Below are 23874 nucleotides of genomic sequence, written 5' to 3' on the forward strand. Positions count from 1 at the left end.
CAGTCCGGATTGACGCGGCTCACTCCCGCCGGGGCGGCTCGGTCCGGCCGGACGCGGCGATGCACGGGCCGGCGAGCCGGCCCGTGCATCGCGGGTAGGGGTCGTCGGTCAGTCCACCCTGACCGGCTGCGCCGCTTCCGGCTCCGGCTCGTCGGCCGGCACGGGCGGCGCGGCCGGGATGGCGCCGACGCTCTTGAGCACGACGATGGCGACGACGGCCGAGGCGAGCATGACACCGGCGGCGGTGAACGCGACGGTGTCCATACCTGACACGAACGCCGCGCGGGCCGCCGCGAGCACCGTCTCGCCGACCTCGCCGGGTAGCTGCCCGGCGACGACCGTGGCCCCGGCGAGGGTTTCCTCCGCCGCCGCGGCCGCCTCGGCGGGCAGGCCGGTCGGCAGCGTTCCGACGATCTCGTCGCGGAACACGGCCGTGCCGACGCTGCCGAGGATGGCGATGCCGAGCGCGCCGCCGAGTTCGGTGCCCGACTCCAGCAGCGCCGAGGCGGAACCGGCCCGTTCCGGCGGGGCGACACCGAGCACGATGCCGGTGACCAGGGCGATCACGGCGACCAGACCGCCCGCGTAGCAGGCCGCGCCGACCAGCACGATCCACAGCGGCGAGTCGACCTCGGTCTGGGTGAGCACCGCGAAGCCGATCGCCGCGATGACGAACCCACCGGCCATCACGAACGCCCGGTTGACCTTGCGGGCGATCGCCGCCGCGGCCGGTGCGAAACCGCCGGTGCCCAGCGACGGCACCAGGCTCCACAGCGCCGCCTCCAGCGTGCTCATCCCCCGGACGAGCTGGAGATACTGGGTGAGGAACACCGCGAAGCCGACGATCGCGAACATGGCCAGCAGGTTCACCGCGATGGAGCCGCTGAACGCAGGGCGCTTGAACAGGTCGATGTCGATCAGCGAGCCGGGCTTGACGATCTGGCGCCACACGAACAGCACGGCGAGCAGCACCCCGGCGCCGATGTAGTAGAGCGGGACCTGGTCGAAGCCGTCGGCGGCCAGTTCCTTGATGCCGTAGATGATCGGCAGGAGCGCGCCGAGCGACAGCAGGGCGCTGAGGAAGTCGAACCGCACCGGGTCGGGGTTCTTGAACTCCGGCACCAGGATCGGGGCGAGCACCAGCAGTAGCACCATGAAGGGCACGTTGATGAGCAGCACCGAGCCCCACCAGAAGTGCTCCAGCAGCAGGCCGCTGATGACCGGCCCCAGCGCCACCCCACCGGACAGCGCCGCGGTCCACACCGCGACGGCGGTGTTGCGCTGCTTCTCGTCGTGGAACATGTTGCGGATCAGCGCCAGAGTGGACGGCATCAGGGTCGCGCCGCCGACCCCGAGCAGGGCCCGAGCCGTGATGAGCATTTCCGGCGATGTGGAGTACGCGGCCAGCAGTGACGCCGCTCCGAACGCGGCGGCACCGATCAGCAGCAGTTTGCGCCGTCCGATGCGGTCACCGACGGCACCCATGGTGATCAGCAGACCGGCGAGCACGAACCCGTAGATGTCGAAGATCCACAGTTGCTGCACACTGGTCGGCTCAAGATCCTGCGCGATGTACGGGACGGCGAAGTAGAGCACCGACACGTCCATCGACACCAACAGCAGCGGCAGTAGCAGCGCGGTGAAACCGATCCACTCGCGGCTGCCGGCCTTTCCGTTGTGGCTGAGGGTCGTCACTTGCCTGGCTCCATTCTCCGGCCGAGCGACAGGTTCACGGTCTTCAACGATCTACTCCTACAGAAAAAGTCGAAAGTCGATTCGGCGGCGCAAGGATTTTCAGCTCGCCGGATCGTGCGGCAGCAGGCCGCGGCAGCGCGTCAGGCCAGATCGCCAAGCTACGATGCCCAGGTTCACGTACAGGGTAAACTTAGCCGCTCATCCGTGCAATGTGCTGCAAATACACGACTTAATCCTTTCCCTGCACTAGTGCATTAACCGGAAACTGCACGGGGGGTGGGGGTTGGTGAGGGCCTGTCGGTTGGGGGCGGGGGGTGGGACGTCGGTTAGTCTCGGCGGAGCGTGCACTAGTGCACGCGCGCCCGCGCAGCCGCAAAGAGGTAAACATGGCGCCGAACGCCGCGAGCCCTCCCGACCCGCCGTACCTGCGGATCGTCGCGCGGCTGCGCGACCGGATCACGTCCGGGCAACTGCGGCCCGGTGACCGGGTGCCCTCGACCCGTCAGATCATGGCCGAACACGGCGTGGCCATGGCCACCGCCAGCAAGGTGCTGGCCGCGCTGCGCCAGGAGGGACTGGTGTCCACCTCGGCCGGCTCCGGCACCGTGGTCAGCGCGAGCGCGCCGCCCGACGCCCCGGCGCGCACCGTACGCCACCGCCGCGCCCGCGAGACCGAACAGGAACTCAGCACCGAGCGCATAGTGGCGCGGGCCGTCGACATCGCCGACCGGGAGGGCCTGGCCGCGCTGTCGCTGCGGCGCATCTCCGCCGAGCTCGACGTCGCCACCATGAGCCTCTACCGGTACGTCGACAGCAAGGACGACCTGGTCCTGCTGATGGCCGAGGCGGCGTTCGGTGAAACCGCGCTGCCCGATCCGCCACCCGCCGACTGGCGCTCCCGACTGAAGCTGATCTCCCAGCTGCAATGGTCGATCCACCGACGGCACCCGTGGCTGGTACACGTCATGTCGCTGACCCGCCCGCAACCGTCCCCGCACGCGCTCGCGCACACCGAATGGGCGCTGCGCGCACTCGACGGCGTCGGCCTCGACCCGATGACGATCCTGTACGTGCACATCACCACGTTCAGCTACGTACGCGGCTTCGCGGTGAACTTCGAGCTGGAGGCCGAGGCGTTGCAGAACACCGGCATCACCGACGAACAGTGGCTGAAGTCCCAGGACGACACCCTCGCCGGGATGCTGGCGTCCGGCTCGTTCCCGATGCTGGAACGCACCACCAGCCAGGACAACTTCCACTTCAGCGTCGACCAGATCTTCGAATTCGGGCTGGACCTGGTGCTCGACGGGGTCGCCACCCGAATCGCCACCCGCCGGGCCGGCTGAGCGCCGCGTCACCGGTCGCCGCCCAGCTCGCGATCGAGCAGGTCGAACAGCTCGTCCGCGGTCGCCTCGCTGAGGTCGGTCGCCGGCGCCTGGTGCCCGAACAGCTCGCCGCGCAGGTGCTCGGCGACCGCGTCCAGGGTCGGGTAGTCGAACATCAGCATCGGCGGCAGCCGCAGCCCGGTCGCCGCCGCGAGCCGCCCCCGCAACTCCAGCGCCGCCAGCGAGTCGAAGCCCAGGTCCACAAAGCCCCGGTCGGCCGGGATCTGCTCGGCCCGCCCGTGCCCGAGCACCGCCGCCGCATGCGCCCGGACCAGGTCCGTCAGCGCCCGTACCCGCTGGTCGGCGGTCAGCTCGGCCAGTCGGCGGCGCAGCGCCCCCGCGTCACCGTCGCCGGCCGCCTGCCGGGTGGCCGGGGCCAGGCCGCGCAACAGCGCGGGCAGCTCACCCCCACGGGTGTGCAGCGCGGACGGGTCCACCCGCAGCGCCACCGCCAGCGCCCGACCCGCATCCGGATCGGCGCCGTAGGCCAGCGCGGCGTCCCACAGCGCGAGTCCCTGGGCCGGGGTCAGCGCGGGCAGGCCCTGCCGCCGCATCCGGGCCAGGTCCGCCGGGGACAGCCGCTCGCCCATGCCGGTGCCGGCCCACAGGCCGAACGCCACCGACGTGGCGGGCAGGCCGCCGGCCCGCCGGTGCGCGGCGAGCGCGTCGCAGAACACGTTCGCGGCGGCGTACCCGGCCTGGCCGGCGGCCAGCACCAACCCGCCCGCCGAGGAGACCAGCACGAACGCGGCCAGCTTGCGGTCGGCGGTCAGCTCGTGCAGGTGCCAGGCACCATCGGCCTTGCCCGCCAGTGCGGTGTCCAGGGCCTGCGCGGTGACCGAGGCGATGACACCGTTGTCCGCCGCGCCGGCCGCGTGCACCACCGCCGACAGGTCCGGGACGGTGTCGAGCAGCCGCGCCACGGCGTCCCGGTCGGACACGTCGCAGGCGTGCACGCGTACGTCGGCGCCGAGCCCGGCGAGTTCGTCGCGCAGCGCGCCCGCACCGGGCGCCCGCAGGCCGTTGCGGCTGGTCAGCACCAGACTCCGCACGCCGTACGCGGTCACCAGGTGTCGGGCCAGGGCCGCGCCCAGCCCGCCGGTGCCACCGGTGACCAGCACCGTGCCGTCGCCCAGTGGCGAACCGTCCGGGGTGGACGTCGACGCCGGGACCCGGACCAGCCGGGGCACCCGGCCCACACCGTGGCGCAGCAGTGCCTCCGGCTCGCCGGTGCCGGCCACCGCCGCGAGTACGGCCGTGGACGCGGGCGTGCCGTCGGTGTCGATCAGTGTGAGGCGGCCGGGGTTCTCGGCCTGGGCGGCGCGTACCAGACCCCAGACCGGCGCCTGGTCGAGCCGGACCGGCTCGCCGTCGACGGCCACCGCGCCCCGGGTCACCACGACCAGCCGCGCGTCGGCGTGACGCGGTTCGGCCAGCCACGACCGGACCACGTCCAGCGTCCGGGCCGCCACCTCGCGTACGGCGGCGGGCAGGTCGTCCGGCATCGTGGCGGCTGCGGGCACGGTGAACAGCACCAGCGGCGGCACCGGCCCGGTGGCGGGCAGGCTCGCCCGGTCCACGGTGGGCGGGCCATCCTGCGGCACGGTCAGCGGGGTCCACTCGACCCGCAGCAGTGGTTCACCGCCGCCGACGACGCCCAGTTGGTCGGGCGTCACCGGGCGGGAGACCAGCGACGACACAGTCAGCACCGGACGTCCGGCGCCGTCGGCGACCGCTACGGCGACCGCGTCGGCCGAGGTCGGCGTCATCCGTACGCGCAGCGCGGACGCGCCCGCCGCGTGCAGCGACACCCCGCTCCACACGAACGGCAGCAGCACCTCCGCGCCGTCACCGAGCAGCGCCGGGTGCATCGCGGCGTCGAGCAGGGCCGGGTGCAGCCCGAACCGGGCCGCGTCCGCCCGCGCCTGCTCGGGCAGCTCCACCTCGGCGAACAGCTCCGGACCGCGCCGCCACATCGCCCGCAGGCCCTGGAAGACCGGCCCGTACGCATAGCCGCGCGCGGCCAGCTCCCGGTACGCGCCGGACACGTCCACCCGGTCCGCACCGGTGGGCGGCCACGGCTCCGGGTCGACGTCGGGCACCTCGGCGCCGGTGGCGAGCACCCCCTCGGCGTGCAGCGTCCACGGCTCGGCCGGTCCGGCATCCTGTCGCCGGGAGTGCACCCGCACCGTCCGTCGGCCCGAGTCGTCCGGGCCGCCGACACCGACCTGCACCTGCACCGCCCCGGTCTCGGGCAACAGCAGCGGCGCCCGCAGCGCCAGTTCCTCCAGTACGTCGCAGCCGACCTGGTCACCGGCGCGGACGGCCAACTCGACCAGGGCCGTACCGGGTGCCAGTACCACCCCGAGCACGGTGTGGTCGGTCAGCCACGGCTGGGTGCTGCGGGAGATCCGTCCGGTCAGCACCGCACCGCCGGTGTCCGGCAGCGCCACCACCGCCCCGAGCATCGGGTGCTCGGCCGCGTCCTGGCCCAGCCCGGCGGCCTCCCCACCGGCCAGCGGGGCGGCGTCGGACCAGTAGTGCTCGCGCTGGAAGGCGTACGTCGGCAGGGTCACCAGGCGGGTGCCGCGCCCGGCGTACCAGGCCGTCCAGTCGACGGGCAGCCCGGCGGCGAAGGCGGCGCCGAGCCCGGTCGCCAGGCGGTGCCGTGGGGAGCCGTCGCGCCGCTGGAGCCCGAACGCGCGTACCGGCGGCTCGGTGTCGGCATTGATCGCCGTGACCAGCCCGGTCAGTACGGCGTCGGGTCCGACCTCGACGAACCGGGTCACGCCCAGCTCGGACAGGGCCCGCACACCGTCGGCGAACCGCACCGGCTCGCGTACGTGCCGGACCCAGTGGTCCGGTGAGGTCAGCTCGTCGGCCGTGGCCGGGGCACCTGTCCGGTTCGACACGATCGGGATCGTCGGCGGTGCGTAGTCCAGGCCGGCGGCGACCTCGGCAAACTCGGCGAGCATCGGATCCATCAGCGGCGAGTGGAACGCGTGCGACACCCTGAGCCGACTGACCCGCCGACCCAGGCCCTCGAAGTGCGTCAGCACCGCGAGAACGGCGTCGTCGGCCCCGGACACCACTATCGACTCGGGACCGTTGACGGCGGCGATGCCGACCGTTCCGTCCCCGAGCCGGGCAAGCACCTCGGCCTCGGTCGCCTGAATCGACGCCATCACCCCACCGGACGGCAGCGCCTGCATCAGCCGACCGCGCGCCGCCACCAACCGCACCGCGTCCGGCAACGACCACACCCCCGCCACGTACGCGGCGGACAACTCACCGATCGAATGACCGGCCAGAAAGTCCGGGCGTACGCCCCACGACTCCAGTAGCCGGAACAGGGCCACCTCGACGGCGAACAGGGCGCACTGGGCGTAGCCGGTCCGGTTGAGCAACTCCTGGTCGTCGCCCCAGATCACGTCACGCAGGGGGAGGTCGAGATGGGGATCGAACTCGGTGAGGATCTGGTCGAATGACGACGCGAACACCGGGAAGGATGCGTACAGCTCGCGGCCCATGCCGAGGCGCTGCGCGCCCTGGCCGGTGAACAGGAACGCGGTGGCTCCGGCGACGGTGGTGGCCGGGTCGGCGAGCGCGGCCAGTTCGGCCAGTTCGAACAGGGCCTCGTCGCGATCACGGGCGGCGATGACGGTTCGGTACTCGAATACGGCACGGCCGGCGGCCAGCGTCGCCCCGACGTCGGCAAGCGGTTGCTCCGGCCGTTCACGCAAATACGCCAGCAGTGCGGCGGCGTTCTCCCGCAGGGCCTGTGGCGTACGTGCGCTGAGCACCAGCGGAAGTACGTCCTCGGGCGCGGTCGGGCGGTCCGGCGCGCTGACCTGCGGGGCCTGTTCGAGGATGACGTGTGAGTTGGTGCCGCTGATCCCGAATGACGACACCCCCGCTCGCCGGGGATGACCGTTGACCGTCCAGTCCCGCGACTCGGTCAACAACTCAACCGAGCCGGCCGACCAGTCCACGTTGTGCGACGGCTCGTCCACGTGCAGGGTTCTGGGCAGGACACCGTGGCGCATCGCCTGGACCATCTTGATCACACCAGCCACACCGGCGGCGGCCTGGGTGTGACCCAGGTTCGACTTGATCGAACCGAGCCACAGCGGACTGTCCGGCGAGCGGTCCTGCCCGTACGTCGCGATCAACGCCTGCGCCTCGATCGGGTCACCCAGGGTCGTACCCGTGCCGTGTGCCTCGACCGCGTCCACGTCGGCGGCGGTCAGGCCCGCGTTCGCGAGCGCCTGACGGATCACCCGCTGCTGCGACGGACCATTCGGAGCGGTCAGACCGTTGCTCGCACCGTCCTGGTTGACCGCCGTACCGCGCACGATCGCGAGGATCTGGTGGCCGTTGGCGACGGCGTCGGACAGGCGCTCGACCAGGAGAACGCCCGCGCCCTCGGCCCAGCCGGTGCCGTCGGCGGACGCCGCGAACGATTTGCAACGGCCGTCGGCGGACAGGCCACGCTGCTGGCTGAACTCGACAAACGTCTCCGGGGTTGCCATCACCGCGACACCACCGACGAGGGCGAGGGAGCACTCCCCCGACCGCAGTGCCTGCGCGGCCAGGTGCAGCGCCACCAGCGACGACGAACAGGCCGTGTCGACGGTGACCGACGGACCCTCCAGCCCGAGGGTGTACGACACCCGACCCGAGGCGATCGAGCCGGTGCTGCTGCTGCCCGCGTAGTCGTGGTACATCATGCCGGCGTAGACACCGGTCGCAGTGCCGCGCAACGACGACGGGTCGACACCGGCCCGCTCCAACGCCTCCCACGAGCATTCGAGCAGCAATCGCTGCTGCGGGTCCATCGACAACGCCTCGTTCGGGCTGATCCCGAAGAAACCGGGGTCGAACAGGGCCGCGTCGTGCAGGAATCCGCCCGAGTCGACGTACGAGCGGCCGGGGCGGCCGGGCACCGGGTCGTAGAGCCGGGACACGTCCCAGCCCCGGTCGGCCGGGAACGGCGACACCGCGTCCACGCCGTCGGCGACGAGCCGCCACAGGTCCTCCGGGCTGCTCACCCCGCCCGGATAGCGGCAGGCCATCCCGACGATCGCCACCGGTTCACCGGACGCCACCGTCGCCGACACCGCGACGTCCTGCTCGGCGGCGCCGAACAGCTCGTCGTGCAGCCGACCGGCCAGCGCCTCCGGCGTGGGGTGGTCGAAGGTCAGCGTCGCGGGCAGGCGCAGCCCGAGCACCGCCTGCACCTGGTTGCGGAACTCGACCGCGCTCAGCGAGTCGAAGCCGAGCTGCCCGAACGCCAGACCGGGCGTGATCGCGGCCGGGCCGGGGTGCCCGAGCACCACGGCGGCGTGCTCGCGTACCAGATCGAGCAGGGCCGGTCGGCGCTGCCCGGCGGGCAGCGCGGCCAGGCGTCCGGCGGCGGTCCCGGCGGACGCGGCCGCGCGCTGCGGGCGGCGGCGGACCAGGCCGAGCAGCGGCGACGGCAGGCCGCCGGGTTCGGTGGCGAGCCGCTCCAGCACCGGCCGCACGAACCTGGCCGCGACCAGCATCGGCGTGCCCGAGGCGGTGGCCGCGTCCAGCAGGGCGAGGCCCTGCTCGGCGGTGAGCGCCGCGATACCGGTGCGGCGCATCCGGGTCTGGTCGGCGGTGGTCAACGCGCCGGCCATCCCGCCGGGGGCGGCCCACGGGCCCCAGGCCAGCGACTGCGCGGGCAGCCCTGCGCCCCGGCGGTGCGCCGCCAGCGCGTCGAGGAACGCGTTGGCGGCCGCGTAGCTGCCCTGGCCGGGGGCGCCGAGCACCCCCGCCACCGAGGAGAACAGCACGAACGCGGACAGCCCGAGGTCGCGGGTCAGCTCGTGCAGGTGCCACGCCGCCGTGGCCTTCGGCCCGAACACCGCGTCCATCCGCTGCGGGGTCAACGCGTCCAGCACACCGTCGTCGAGGACGCCGGCGGTGTGCACGACGGCGGTCAGCGGGTGCCGGCCCGACACCCCGGCCAGCAGCCGGGCGAGCGCGTCGCGGTCGGACACGTCGCACGCGGTGATCGTCACCTCGGCTCCGAGCGCCGCCAGCTCCGCGTGCAGGTCCGCCGCGCCGGGCGCGTCCGGGCCGCGCCGGCTGGTCAACAACAGCCGGCGTACGCCGTGCGCGGTCACCAGGTGTTGGGCGACCAGTGCGCCCAGCCCACCCGTGCCACCGGTGACCAGCACCGTGCCGGACGGACCGAACGCCGGCTGTCCGTCCGTTGCCGACGCCCGGACCAGCCGACCCCCGTACGCGGCACCGTCGCGCACCGCCACCTGGGTCTCGCCGCTGGCCGCCAGTGCGGACAGCAGGGTCGGGTCCACCGACGCGTCGGCGTCCACGAGCAGGAACCGGTCGGGATGCTCCGACTGGGCCGAACGCACCAGACCCCAGATCGCGGCCGAGGCCAGATCCACCGGCTCCGGTGTGGTGCTCCCCACCGCGACGGCACCCGAGGTCAGCACGGCCAGCCGCGAACCGGTGAAGCGCGGTTCGGACAGCCAACGCTGCACCACGCCGAGCACGTCGTGCAGCGCTGCGGTCACCACGTCCGGCGTGCCGTCGCCGGGGAGCGGCACGACCGGGAGCAGCACGATCGGCGGTACGTCGGCACCCTCACCGAGATCCGCCCAGTGTCGTACGGCGGGACCGCCATCCCCGAGCGGTGCTGTCAGTGGCGACCAGCGCAGCTCGTACAGGTCGTCGGTGCGGCGCTCGGCCGCGAGGAGGTTGTCGGCGGCAACGGGCCGGGTCGCCAGGGCATCCACGGTCAGTACGGGCCCACCGGCCGGGTCAGCGGCGATCAGGGTGATCGTCTCGTCCCCGGTCTGGACGATTCGGACCCGCAGCACGGTCGCGCCGGTGGCGTGCAGGGTGACGCCGGTCCAGGCGAACGGCAGCCGGACGGGTTCCGTGGCCGCACCGCCGAGCATGGCTTCGGTGGACGCACCGCCGAGCATGGCTTCGGTGGACGCACCGCCGAGCATGGCTTCGGTGGGCGCACCGATGAGCATGGCGGAGTGCAGCGCCGCGTCCAGCAGGGCAGGGTGCAGGCCGTACCCGCCGGCCTCGGCCGCCTCCCTGGCCGGCAGGGTGACCTCGGCGAAGATCTCCGATCCGCGCTGCCAGGCGGCGGTGAGCCCCTGGAACGCGGGACCGTAGCCGAGGCCGCGCTCGGCCAGCCGGGCGTAGCCGCCGGACAGGTCCACCGCGGTGGCGTCCGGCGGCGGCCAGACGGCGAACGCCTGCGCGAACTCCGGGCCGGCGATCACCCGGTCGCCGGTCAGCAGACCCTCGGCGTGGGTGGTCCACGGGTCGTCCCCGGACCGGGAGTGCACGGCGACGCCACGCCGCCCGGCGTCATCGGCCGCGCCAACGGTGACCCGCACGGCGAGCCCGACGGCGGCGGGCAGGACCAGCGGCTCGCGCAGTGTCAGCTCGGCCAGGTGGTCGCAGCCGACCTGGGCGCCGGCCTGGAGCACCAGTTCCACCAGCCCGGTGCCGGGCAGCAGCACGGTGTCCCGTACGGCGTGGTCGGCCAGCCACGGTGGGGCGGTACGGGACAGTCGACCGGTCAGCACCACGCCGTCGCCGTGGGCGGACGCCAGAGCACGCAGTATCGGGTGCTCGACGGTCTGCATGCCCAGCGCGGTGGCGTCGGTGGGCTCCGTACCGGACTCCTGCCAGAAGCGTTGCCGCTGGAACGCGTACGTCGGCAGCTCCACCCGGCGGGCACCGGAACCGGCGAACAGTTTCGCCCAGTCGACGGCGGCACCCCAGGTGTGCAGGCGGCCGAGTGCCGCGAGGGTCGTCTCGGGCTCGTCGCGACCGGCCCGGATGGTCGCGACCACGGGCGCGTCATCGAGCAGGCGGGACACCAGACCGGTGAGGACCGCGTCCGGGCCGATCTCCACGAACCGGGACACGCCCAACTCGCGCAGCGCGTCGACACCGTCGGCGAAACGTACCGCCTCGCGGACGTGGCGCACCCAGTAGTCCGCCGAGCACAGCTCCTCGGCCGTCGCCACCGCGCCGCTCAGGTTGGAGACGATCGGGATCACCGGTGCGGTGAAGGTCAGGGTCCGCGCGACCTCGGCGAACTCGGCCAGCATCGGGTCCATCAGCGGCGAGTGGAAGGCGTGGCTCACCGCCAGCGGCCTCACCCGACGACCCAACGCCTCGAAGTACGCGACCACCTCGGCGACCGCGTCCCCCGACCCGGAGACGACGACCGACTCCGGGCCGTTGACGGCGGCGATCCCGACCGTTCCGTCCCCGAGCCGGGCGAGCACCTCGGCCTCGGTCGCCTGAATCGACGTCATCACCCCGCCGGGCGGAAGGGCCTGCATCAGGCGACCGCGCGCCGCCACCAGCCGGACCGCGTCCGGCAACGACCACACCCCCGCCACGTACGCGGCGGACAACTCGCCGATCGAGTGACCGGCGAGGTAGTCCGGGCGTACACCCCAGTTTTCGAGGAGACGGCACAGGGCCACTTCGACGGCGAACAGGGCGCACTGGGCGTAACCCGTCCGGTTCAACAACTCCTGGTCATCGCCCCAGACCACGTCACGCAACGGGCGATCGAGGTGCAGGTCGAACTCGGTGAGGATCTGGTCGAACGCGGATGCGAACACCGGGAACGACGCGTACAACTGGCGACCCATGCCGAGACGCTGCGCGCCCTGGCCGGTGAAGAGGAAGGCGGTCGCGCCCTGGCGGACCTGGCCGTCGACCACCGGCACGCCGGACGGCACCGACCGCCGCGTCTCGTCGGTGGCGGCGAACGCCGCGAGCCCGGCCGCCGCCGCGGCGGGGTCGGCGGCGAGCAGCACCGCGCGGTGTTCGAGCGGTGAACGCGTCAGTGCCAGCGAGTACGCGGTGTCGAGCAGCCGCTCACCGTTCGTGGCGGCGAGGGCCGTCGCCAGGCGGGCCGCCTGGCCGCGCAGCCCTGCGGCGCCACGCCCGGACAACACCAGCGGTACGGGCACACCGGGTGGCCAGCCGCCGCCTTCGGCGCTGTCCGGCTCGGTCGGCTCGGTGGTGACCGACGGGGCCTGTTCCACGATGACGTGTGCGTTGGTGCCGCTGAGCCCGAACGACGACACCCCCGCGCGGCGCGGATGACCGTTGACCGTCCAGTCCCGCGACTCGGTCAACAACTCAACCGCGCCGGCCGACCAGTCCACGTTGTGCGACGGCTCGTCCACGTGCAGGGTTCTGGGCAGCACCCCGTGGCGCATCGCCTGCACCATCTTGATCACACCGGCCACACCCGCTGCGGCCTGGGTGTGACCCATGTTCGACTTGATCGAACCGAGCCACAGCGGACTGTCGACAGGCCGGTCCTGCCCGTACGTCGCGATCAACGCCTGGGCCTCGATCGGATCACCCAGTGTCGTACCCGTGCCGTGCGCCTCGACCGCGTCCACGTCGGCGGCGGTCAGACCCGCGTTCGCGAGCGCCTGCCGGATCACCCGCTGCTGCGAAGGACCGTTCGGAGCGGTCAGACCGTTGCTCGCACCGTCCTGGTTGACCGCCGTACCGCGCACGATCGCCAACACCTCGTGACGCTGGGCGACGGCGTCGGACAGCCGCTCGACCAGGAGGACGCCCGCGCCCTCGGCCCAGCCGGCGCCGTCGGCGGACGCGGCGAACGACTTGCAGCGCCCGTCCGGGGCCAGGCCCTTCTGGGTGCTGAAGTAGGTGAACATCTCCGGTGTCGCCATCACCGCCACGCCGCCCACCAGGGCGAGGGAGCACTCCCCCGACCGCAGTGCCTGCGCCGCCAGGTGCAACGCGACCAACGACGACGAACAGGCCGTGTCGACCGTGACCGACGGACCCTCCAGCCCGAGGGTGTACGAGATCCGGCCGGAAACCAGGCTGCCGCCGCTGCTGCCGGTGCCGTAGTCGTGGTACATGGCGCCGGTGTAGACGCCGGTCGCCGACGTTTTCAGCGCCGCCGGGTCGATCCCGGCCCGCTCCAGCGCCTCCCAGGAGCACTCCAGCAGCAGGCGCTGTTGCGGGTCCATGACCAGGGCCTCGTTCGGGCTGATCCCGAAGAAACCGGGGTCGAAGGCGGCGGCGTCGTAGAGGAACCCGCCGTGCCGGGTGTACGTGGTGTTCGGCCGCTCCCCCGACGGGTCGTAGAGCCGGCCCACGTCCCAGCCCCGATCGGCCGGGAAGTCCCCGACCGCGTCCACCCCGTCGGCGACCAGCCGCCACAGCTCCTCCGGGCTGCTCACCCCGCCCGGATAGCGGCAGGCCATCCCGACGATCGCTATCGGCTCGCCGGAGCCCGTCGTCGCCGCCACCACCGGTGTGATCGCCCGCACCACCCCCGCGACCAGGGCCAGTACGTGCCGGGCCACGTCGACGGCGGACGGGTAGTCGAAGACGAGGGTGGCGGGCAGGCGTACGCCGGCCGCCTCCTGGAGCCGGTTGCGCAGCTCCACCGCACTGAGCGAATCGAAGCCCAACTCGCCGAAGGCCCGGTCGGGGTCGATCGCGTCCGGTCCGGGGTGCCCGAGCACGGCGGCGGCGTGGCCGCGTACCAGGTCGAGGACCAGGGCCTCGCGCTCGGCCTCGGACCGGTCGGTGAGCCGTGCGGCCAGACCCGACACCGGGTTCGTGGCCACGGTGGCGGCGGTACGCCGAGCCGGGCCGGTCAGTGCGCGCAGCAGCGCGGGTACGTCGTCGGCGCGGCCACGCAACGCCGGGAGGTCCAACCGGAGCGGGACCAGGACGGCGCGCTCCGAGACCAGGCCGGCGTCGAACCCGGCCAGCCCCTCGGCCACGGTCAGCGCGGGCAGCCCGGACCGGGCCAGCCGGGCGAGGTCGGTCGTGGACAGTGCGGCGCCGAGGCCCTGGCCGTCCCAGAGCCCGAACGCGAGCGCGGTGGCGGGCAGCCCGGTGGCCCGCCGATGGGCGGCGAGCCCGTCGAGGAACACGTTCGCGGCGGCGTACGCGCCCTGACCGGCCGCCAGCACCAGCCCACCGGCCGACGAGAACAGCACGAACGCCGACAGTTTCCGGTCCCGGGTCGCCTCGTGCAGGTACCAGGCGCCATCGGCCTTCGGTGCCAGGGTGGCGTCGAGCGCGTCCGCGCCGAGGTCGGTGATCAGGCCGGTGCCGGGCACGCCCGCGGCGTGCACGACGGCGGACAGGTCGGGGATGCCGTCGACCAGGTCACGCACCGAGGCCGGGTCGGCGACGTCGCACGCGACGACGCGGACGTGGGCGCCGGACGCGGACAGTTCGTCACGCAGCTCGGCGGCGCCGGGGGCGGCGGGCCCACGGCGTGACGTGAGCACCAGCGAGCGCACGCCGTGCGCCTCGACCAGGTGCCGGGCGGCCAGCGCGCCGAGGCCGCCGGTCCCGCCGGTGACGAGGACCGTACCGTCCCCGGAGAACGCCGGGACCGAGGTGACGACCTGGTTGACCTGGTTGGCCGCGGTGGCCGGGGTGACCGGGGTGACGAGCGGGGTGGCGGCCGGGGTGGGCAGCGGGACCAGGCGTGGCAAGAGCGGGCGGCCCGCGCGCAGCGCGGCCTCCGGCTCGCCGGACAGGGCCGTGAGCAGCGCCGTCGATTCCGGTACGCCGTCGGAGTCCACCAGCGCGAACCGGCCGGGGTGCTCCGCCTGGGCGGCCCGGACCAGCCCCCACACCGCGACCTGTGCCAGGTCCACGTCGGCACCGTCGACCGGCACCGCACCACGGGTCTGTACGACCAGCCGCGAACCCGCGTAACGCGCACCGGTCAGCCAGTCGCGAAGCGTCGCGAGAACCCGCGCCGACACCGCGCGTACGGCCACCGGCACCGGTTCCGGCGAGGTCGGTACGACGTACCACACGATCGGTGGCACCGGGCCGTCGGCGGACAGGTCCTCCCAGCGGGCCGGTGGTGCACCGGCGGCCGGTGCCGGGGACGTGACCCAGTCCAGGCCGAGCAGCGGGGCGGTGCTGTCGGGGGCGAGCTGCCCGGCGGCGACCGGCCGGCCGACCATCGACCCGACCGACATGACGAGCGCGCCGGCCGGGTCGGCGATGGTCAGTGCCACGCTGCCGGGACCGGTCGGCGCGATGCGGACGCGGGCCGTGGACGCGCCGGACGCGTGCAGGGTCACGCCCCGCCACACGAACGGGAGCACCGGTTCGGTGTCGTCCGCGAGCAACGAGGCGTGCATGGCGGCGTCGAGCAGCGCCGGGTGCAGCCCGAACCGGGCCGCCTCGGGGCGGGCCGACTCCGGCAGGGTCACCTCGGCGTACACCTCGGCGTCGCGGCGCCAGGCAGCGGTCAGCCCCCGGAACGCCGGCCCGTACGCGTACCCGCGCTGCGCCAGCAGCTCGTACGCGGTGCCGACGTCGAGGGCGGTCGCGCCGGCCGGTGGCCACTGCGTCAGGTCGCCGTCCACCGCCGGGGGCCGCGCGGACAGCACACCCTCGGCGTGCAGGGTCCAGGGGTCACCGGCCGCCGGACGGGAGTGCACGGTCACCGAACGCCGCCCGTCGGCGTCCACGGCGGTGACGGTGACCTGTGTCTGCGCGCTGTCGTGAGCGGACAGGGTCAGCGGCGCCCGCAGGGTCAGCTCCTCCAGCACCGGGGAGCCGACCTGGTCGCCGGCCTGGATGCTCAGCTCCACGAAGGCCGAGCCGGGCAGCAGCACCGTACCGAGCACGGCGTGGTCGGCCAGCCACGGTTGCGCCGAGGTGGACAGGCGACCGGTCAGCACCGCGCCGCCGGACTCGGCCAGATGCACCGTCGCGCCCAGCAGCGGGTGGTCGGCCGCTTGCAGCCCGGCCGCGCCGACCGCGCCGGTCGGCGCCGCGCCGATCCAGTAACGCTGCCGCTGGAAGGCGTACGTCGGCAGGTCGACGCGGCGGGCGCCGCGCCCGGCGAACAGCGCCGACCAGTCGACGGTCACGCCTCGGGTGTGGCAGCGGGCGATCGCCGCGACCAGTTCGCGTTCCTCGGCGTTGCCGCGACGCAGCAGCGGGACGAACGCCACCGCCTCGCCGCGTACGGTGCGTTCGCCGAGGCCGGACAGGGTGGAGTCGGGGCCGAGTTCGACAAAGTTGGTGACGCCCCGGTCGGCGAGGGCACGGATCCCGTCGGCGAACCGGACCGCCTGCCGGACGTGGCGCACCCAGTATTCGGCCGAGGTCAGCTCGCCGGGCTCGGCGAGACCGCCGGTCAGGTTGGACACGACGGGCAGCGCCGGCTCGCGGTAGGACAGACCTTCGACGATCTTGCGGAAGTCCGCGAGCATCGGTTCCATCAGCGGCGAGTGGAACGCGTGGCTGACCTTCAGCCGGGTCACCCGTCGGTCGAGCGCGACGAAGTGGGCGCCGATCAGGTCGACCGCCGCCTCGGCGCCGGAGACCACGACGGACTCGGGTCCGTTGATCGCGGCGATGCCGGCCAGGTCGGCGGTCCCGGTGGGCAGGTCCGCCAGGCACCGGGCGACCTCGGCCTCGGATGCCTGGACCGAGGCCATCACCCCGCCCGTGGGCAGGGCCTGCATCAACCGGCCGCGCCCGGCGACGAGACGTACCGCGTCGGCCAGCGACCAGACGCCCGCGACGTGTGCGGCGGCGACTTCACCGATGGAGTGGCCGGCGAGGTAGTCCGGCCGCACACCCCAGCTGTCGAGGAGCCGGAACAGGGCCACCTCGACGGCGAACAGGGCGCACTGGGCGTACCCGGTCCGGTTCAACAGCTCCTGGTCATCGCCCCACACCACGTCGCGCAGGGGCAGGTCCAGGTGCGGGTCGAACGCGGCGAGGACCCGGTCGAATTCGGCCGCGAAGACGGGGTACGCGGCGTGCAGTTCGCGCCCCATGCCGATGCGCTGCGCACCCTGGCCGGTGAACAGGAACGCCACCGCGCCGAAGCGAGCCGTGTCGCGTACGGCGCTGACGCTGGGGTCGCCGGCGGCCAGGGCGGCGAGGCCGCGTACGGCGGCGGCATGGTCCTCGGCGACGACCACCGCCCGGTGCTCGAACGCGGCACGGGTGGTGGCCAGCGCGTATCCGATGTCGACTAGCCGGGGCTCGGGCTGCTGCTGCAAGACCGACAGCAGGCGTGCGGCCTGGGCGGACAGTGCCTCGGGCGTACGCCCTGACACGGTGAGTGGCGTGACCCGCTCGTCCGGGTCGGGGGTGGGTTCGGCGGACCCGGCCGGCGGCTGTTCGACGATGACGTGGGCGTTGGTGCCGCTGATGCCGAAGGAGGAGATGCCCGCACGCCGGGGGTGCCCGTTGCTCGGCCAGGGCTGGGCCTCGGTCAGCAACTCCACCGCGCCGGCGGTCCAGTCCACGTTCGGTGACGGGGCGTCGACGTGCAACGTCTTCGGTAGGACCCCGTGGCGCATCGCCTGGACCATCTTGATCACACCCGCGACACCAGCCGCCGCCTGCGCGTGACCCATGTTCGACTTGATCGACCCCAACCACAACGGCCGGTCCGCAGGCCGGTCCTGACCGTACGTCGCGATGACCGCCTGCGCCTCGATCGGATCACCGAGCGTGGTGCCGGTGCCATGCGCCTCCACCGCGTCCACGTCGGAGGAGGTCAACCCGGCGTTCGCGAGCGCCTGGCGGATCACCCGCTGCTGCGACGGACCATTCGGCGCCGAGAAACCATTACTCGCACCGTCCTGATTCACCGCCGTACCACGAACAATCGCCAGGACCTCGTGTCCGTTCGCGATCGCGTCCGACAACCGTTCAACCAACAACACCCCAACGCCCTCGGCCCAACCCGCACCATCAGCCGACGCCGAAAACGACTTACACCGACCATCCGGCGCCAACCCCCGCTGACGGGAAAACTCCACAAACATATCCGCCGAACCCATCACCGCCACACCACCAGCCAACGCCAACGAACACTCACCCGACCGCAACGCCTGCACCGCCAAATGCAACGCCACCAACGACGACGAACACGCCGTATCCACCGTCACCGACGGCCCCTCCAACCCCAACGAATACGACACCCGCCCCGACACCAAACTCCCACCCGCCGACGAACCCGCAAACACACCCAACCCATAATCGTGATACATCACCCCCGCATACACACCCGTCCCCGACCCCCGCAACAACCCCGGATCAACACCCGCCCCCTCCAACGCCTCCCACGAACACTCCAACAACAACCGCTGCTGCGGATCCATGACTAGGGCCTCATTCGGACTAATCCCGAAGAAACCAGCATCAAACCCCGCCGCATCATAAAGAAACCCACCCCGCCGCGTATACGACGTATTCGGCCGCACCCCCGAAGGATCATAAATCCCGGCCAGATCCCAACCCCGATCCACCGGAAAATCACCGACGGCGTCAATGCCGTTCGCGACCAAACCCCACAGACTCTCCGGACTGTCCACACCACCCGGATACCGGCACGCCATACCCACAATCGCGACCGGCTCATCCGCGTTGACACCCGTGACCGCGACCGGGGCCACCGCCCGCACCACACCCGCGACCAAACCCAACACATGCGCCGCCACGGCAGAGGCGGACGGGAAATCGAACACCAACGTCGCCGGCAACCGCACCCCCACCGCATCCTGCAAACGGTTCCGCAACTCCACCGCACTCAACGAATCAAAACCCAACTCACCAAACGCCCGACCAGGCTCAATCGCACCCGCACCCGAATGACCCAACACCGCAGCCGCATGCACCCGCACAACATCAAGAACCACACCCGCACGATCCACCTCCGCCACCCCGGCCAGGCGGGCGGCCAGGCCGGTCGTCGCCCCGGCACCCGAGACGGAGGCGGCGGTCCGGCGCGAACGCGGTCCGGCCAGGCCACGCAGCAGCGCCGGTACGGCATCCGAGCGGCCGTGCAATGCCGCTAGGTCCACCCGCAACGGCACCGCCAGCGCGAGATCGGAGGCCAGGGCCGCGTCGAAGGAGCGCAGGCCGTCGGCCGGCGACAGCGGGGGCAGACCCGACCTGGCCGTACGGGCGACGTCGGCTTCGGACAGGCCGGCACCGAGGCCGACGCCCGCCCACAGGCCGAACGCGAGCGCGGTCGCGGGCAGTCCGGCAGCCCGTCGATGCGCGGCGAGGCCGTCGAGGAACACGTTCGCGGCGGCGTACCCGCCCTGACCGGCCGCCAGCACCAGCCCACCGGCCGACGAGAACAGCACGAACGCCGACAACTCCCGATCCCGGGTCGCCTCGTGCAGGTACCACGCACCGTCGGCCTTGGGCGCCAGGGTGGCGTCGAGCGCACCCGTGGTCAGGTCGGTGATCAGCGCGTTCTCGGCGGTGGCGGCGGCGTGCACGACGCCGGACAGGTCCGCGATGCCGTCGACCAGCGCACGTACGGCGTCGCGTTCCGCCGCGTCGCAGGCGACGATCCGCACGTCGGCGCCGAGCGTGGTCAGCTCGTCGGCGAGGCCGGACGCACCGGGGGTGGCGGGACCGCGTCGGGAGGTCAGCACCAGCGACCGTACGCCGTGCGCCGTGACCAGGTGCCGGGCCACGAACGCGCCCAGACCGCCGGTGCCGCCGGTGACCAGAACCGTGCCCTCGGCGGTGAACACCGTGCCGGCCCGTACCGGTTCGGCCTCGACCGCAGCATCCAGGGACGGCCCTTCGGCCTCGACCGGGGCGTCCCGGTGCGCCCCGGTGCGTGCCGTCGCGGTCGGGGTGGTGGCCCTGGTGAGGCGGGGCAGCCGGGCCACGCCCGCGCGCAACGCCACCTCCGGCTCACCGGCGGCGGCCACGGCCGCGACGAGCGCCGACGACTCGGCGGTGCCGTCGGAGTCGACCAGCACGATCCTGCCCGGATTCTCCGCCTGGGCGGCGCGCACCAGACCCCACACCGGGGCCTGTGCCAAGTCCACGTCGGAGCCGTCCACCGGCACCGCGTTCCGGGTCTCCACCACCAGTCGGGAGCCCGCGAACCGATCCTGGGCGAGCCACTGCCGCAGCACGTCGAGGGTCGCGGCCAGCGCGGCACGCATGCCGTCGAGCACGTCCGCCGTCGTCACCGGGACCGGGTAGCGGACCAGTTCGGGCACGTCGCCCCCGTCGGGCAGCCGCGACCGGTCCACGGACGTCTGCGGCACGTCGTCGCCGTCGGGCAGCCGCGACCAGTCCACCATCGGCGGCGGCGCGGCGTCGACCGCCGGTGCCGTGGTCCACTCGACCGCGTAGGTGAGGTCCGCGTCGGCACCGGCGGCGAGCTGGGCCGCGGTGACCGGCCGACCGACCATCGACGCCACCGACATGACCGGCGCACCGGTCGGGTCGGCCACCGTCAGGGAGACGCTGTCGGGGCCGGTCGGCGCGAGGCGTACGCGCACCGCCGAGGCGCCCGAGGCGCGCAGTGACACCCCGCGCCACACGAACGGCAACACGGTCGAACCGTCGCCGTCGGCGGCGACCAGTTCGGCGTGCATGGTCGCGTCGAGCAGGGCCGGGTGCATGCCGAAGCGCCCGCTGTCGGACTGCGCCTGCTCCGGCAGCGCGACCTCGGCGAAGATCTCCTCGCCGCGCCGCCACACGGCACGCAGACCCCGGAACACCGGCCCGTAGGCGTAACCGCGTGCCAGCAGCCGCTCGTAACCGCCGTCCAGATCCACGGGTACGGCGCCCACCGGCGGCCACTGCGTCAGGTCGGCGGGCGAGCCGGGCGAGCCGGAGGTCAACACCCCCTCGGCGTGCAGGGTCCACGGCCCGACAAAGGCGTCGTCCTGCGTACGCGAGTGCACGCGCACCGTACGCTGCCCGTCGTCGCCGGCGGGCCCGACGACCACCTGCACCTGGACCGCGCCGCGCTCGGTGAGCAGCAGCGGCGCGTGCAGCGCCAGCTCCTCCAGTAGGTCGCAGCCGACGCGGTCACCGGCGTGCAGCGCCAGCTCCACGAACGCCGTACCGGGGAGCAGCACGTTGCCGAACACGGCGTGGTCGGCGAGCCACGGCTGCGCCGACACCGACAGCCGGCCGGTGAGCACGAGACCGTCGGATTCGGCGAGCACCACGGTCGCGCCGAGCAGCGGATGGTCGGCGGCCTCCAGCCCGGCGGAGCCGACGTCGAGGCCCGCCGGCCCCCACTCCTGCCAGTACCGCTGCCGTTGGAACGCGTACGTCGGCAGGTCCACCCGCGACCCGCCGGACCCGGCGAACAACCCCGCCCAGTCCACCGTCCCACCCCACACGTGCAACTGAGCCAGAGCAGCGACCGCCGTCTCCGACTCGGCCCTACCGGCCCGCATGATCGCCGCGACCGGGGCGTCGTCCAGGATGCGCGACACCAGACCGGTCAACACCCCGTCCGGACCCACCTCAACGAACCGCGACACACCAAGATCCCGCAACGCGCCCACACCATCGGCGAACCGCACCGCCTCACGTACGTGCCGCACCCAGTAGTCAGGCGACGTCAGCTCATCCGCCGTCGCCAGCGCACCGGTCAGGTTCGACACGATCGGGATCCTCGGAGCCGAGAAGGTCAACCCCCGCGCGACCTGCGCGAACTCGGCCAACATCGGATCCATCAACGGCGAATGGAACGCGTGCGACACCCGCAACCGGCTGACACGCCGACCCAGACCCTCGAAGTACGCGACCACCGCCGCCACGGCATCCTCGGCTCCGGACACCACCACCGACTCGGGACCATTCACCGCAGCGACACCGACCGGCACGTCTCCGAGCCGGGCGAGCACCTCCGCCTCGGTCGCCCGGATCGACGCCATCACCCCACCCGACGGCAACGCCTGCATCAGACGGCCCCGCGCGGCAACCAACCGCACCGCATCCGCCAACGACCACACACCCGCCAGATAGGCAGCCGCCAACTCACCAATCGAGTGACCGGCCAGATAGTCCGGCCGCACACCCCAGCTTTCGAGGAGCCGGAACAGGGCCACCTCGACCGCGAACAACCCGCACTGGGCGTACCCGGTCCGGTTCAGCAGTTCCTGGTCGTCGCCCCAGACCACCTCCCGCAGGGGGAGGTCGAGGTGGGAATCGAACCCGGTCAGGATCTGGTCGAACGCGGACGCGAACACCGGGAACGACGCGTACAGCTCACGACCCATGCCGAGACGCTGTGCACCCTGACCCGTGAACAACAACGCCGTCGCACCGGGGCGGATTTGGCCGCGTACCAGCGAGACCGGGCCGGCGGTTTCCGCCCCCGACAATGCCGCCAGTCCGGCCAGTGCCGACGCCCGGTCGGTGCCCAGCACCACCGCGCGGTGCTCGAACGGGGTACGGGCGGTCAGCGAGGCGCCGACGTCGGCCAGCTCGAAGGTGCCGTCGCGCAGGTGCGCCAGCAGCCGGGTCGCCTGGCCCCGCAACGCCACACCGGTACGCGCGGACAGCGGCAGCGGTACGACGGGCAGCGCCACGACCGGAGTCGGCGCGGCCTCGGCGTCGGCCGGGGCCGGCGCCTGCTCGATGATGACGTGGGCGTTGGTGCCGCTCATGCCGAACGACGACACCCCGGCGCGGCGCGGCTTGCCGGTCTGCGGCCAGTCGCGATTCTGCCGCAGCGGCTCGACCGCCCCCGCGCTCCAGTCCACGTGCGGCGACAGCTCATCCAGGTGCAGGATGCGCGGCAGCGCGCCGTGCCGGATCGCCTGCACCATCTTGATCACACCGCCCACACCGGCGGCGGCCTGGGTGTGGCCGAGGTTGGACTTCAGCGCGCCGAGCAGCAGCGGTGTGCCCGACGGGGGCCGCTCCCGCCCGTACGTGGCCAGCAGCGCCTGCGCCTCGATCGGGTCGCCGAGGCGGGTGCCGGTGCCGTGCGCCTCGACCGCGTCGACATCGGCGGCGGAGAGCCCGGCGTTGGCCAGCGCCTGGCGGATGACGCGCTGCTGGGCGGGGCCGTTCGGGGTGGTCATGCCGCTGGACGCGCCGTCGGAGTTGATCGCGGAGCCCCGGATCACGGCGAGTACGGGGTGGCCGTTGCGCTGGGCGTCGGAGAGGCGTTCCAGCAGCAGCATGCCGACGCCCTCGGAGCAACCGGTGCCGTCGGCCTCGGCGGAGAAGGACTTGCAGCGCCCGTCGCGGGCCAGGCCACGCTGCTCGTTGAAGTACACGAACATGTCGGGGGTGGTCATCACGGTGACGCCGCCGGCCAGCGCCATGGTGCACTCGCCCCGACGCAGCGCCTCGGCCGCCCAGTGCATCGCGACCAGCGACGACGAGCAGGCGGTGTCGACGGTGACGGCGGGCCCCTCCAGCCCGAGGGTGAACGCCACCCGGCCGGTGACCAGGCTGCCGTCGCTGGTACCGAAGCCGTAGTCGTGGTACATGACACCGGCGAAGACGCCGGTGCGGCTGCCCTTGAGGGTCAGCGGGTCGAGGCCCGCGTGCTCGATCGCCGCCCAGGACGCCTCCAACAGCAGGCGCTGCTGCGGGTCGAGGCCGATCGCCTCGCGGGGCGAGATGCCGAAGAAGTCGGCGTCGAAGTCCATCGCGTCGTAGAGGAAGCCGCCCTCGCGGGCGATGCTGCGCCCGAGCGCGCCGGCCTCCGGGTCGTACAGGCCGGCCAGATCCCAGCCCCGGTCGGTGGGGAACCCGCTGACGCCGTCGTCGCCGTCGCGTACGAGCTGCCAGAGGCCCTCCGGCGAGCTGACCCCGCCCGGGTAGCGGCAGGCCATGCCGACGATCGCTATCGGTTCGCTGGCGGCCGCGGTCAACCGGGCGTTCTGCTGCTTGAGGCGCTCGTTTTCGAGCATCTGCTTACGCAGCGCCTCGACGATCTGGTCGACGGAAGTGCTCACGG

At 73.0% G+C, this 23874-nt stretch carries 3 protein-coding genes; 1 reads left to right on the plus strand and 2 read right to left on the minus strand.

What is annotated here, in order from left to right; genetic code table 11:
• Positions 1-108 precede the first annotated feature (108 nt).
• Positions 109-1695 carry an MFS transporter gene (locus tag OG792_RS21715; protein ID WP_329101677.1) on the minus strand — a complete coding sequence of 529 codons (1587 nt, stop codon included), beginning with the start codon at positions 1693-1695 and terminating at the stop codon, positions 109-111.
• 386 nt (positions 1696-2081) lie between these two features.
• On the opposite strand from OG792_RS21715, the gene OG792_RS21720 reads away from it, so the two are divergent.
• Positions 2082-3041, plus strand: coding sequence for a TetR/AcrR family transcriptional regulator C-terminal domain-containing protein (locus tag OG792_RS21720; RefSeq protein ID WP_329101679.1), 960 nt, complete (start codon positions 2082-2084; stop codon positions 3039-3041).
• Positions 3042-3049: 8 nt separating this feature from the next.
• Here OG792_RS21720 and OG792_RS21725 read toward each other — a convergent pair whose 3' ends face one another.
• On the minus strand, positions 3050-23872 hold the full coding sequence (locus OG792_RS21725; RefSeq protein ID WP_329101680.1) for a type I polyketide synthase: 20823 nt from the start codon (positions 23870-23872) through the stop codon (positions 3050-3052).
• Between the last annotated feature and the right edge of the window lie 2 nt (positions 23873-23874).

This window comes from Micromonospora sp. NBC_01699, assembly GCF_036250065.1.
Classification (GTDB): domain Bacteria; phylum Actinomycetota; class Actinomycetes; order Mycobacteriales; family Micromonosporaceae; genus Micromonospora_G.

What these genes read in the sequence shown, in the direction of transcription:
- OG792_RS21720 (WP_329101679.1), top strand. Translation starts at nt 2,082, where the DNA reads ATGGCGCCGAACGCCGCGAGCCCTCCCGACCCGCCGTACCTGCGGATC.